Source organism: Bacillus sp. EB106-07-01-XG149, assembly GCF_058791555.1.
Window position 1 is genome coordinate 1 of sequence record NZ_JBYTDP010000005.1, and the last position, 405, is coordinate 405.

Sequence of the window (405 nt, forward strand, 5' to 3'; positions counted from 1 at the left end):
AGATCTACCGAAGTATGATGAAAAAGGAAATGAAATCAAGTACACAGTAAGTGAAGTGAAAGTAGACGGCTACGAGATAAAAGTAGAAGGAACAACAATCACGAACACGTACAAAAATACAGACAAAACAGAAGTAAATGGTAAGAAAGTCTGGGATGATAACAATGCAATAGATCGTCCACTATCCATCAAAGTAGACTTATTACAAAACGGAAAAGTTATTGACACGAAAGAAGTAAGCATGGAAACAAACTGGAAGTACACGTTCGAAAAGCTCCAAGCATACGATGCAAACGGAGTGGCGTATAAGTATGAAGTGAAAGAACAACCAGTAGCGGGATACAACTCCGAAGTAAATGGTTATAACATCACAAATACAAAAATCAAGGACGAACAACATACAGA

Annotated in this window: 1 protein-coding gene; it reads left to right on the forward strand. The window is 37.0% G+C overall.

What is annotated here, in order from left to right; genetic code table 11:
• Positions 1 to 405: Cna B-type domain-containing protein (locus AC3WTA_RS19790; protein ID WP_492333027.1), on the forward strand; the 405-nt coding region annotated here is incomplete at both ends.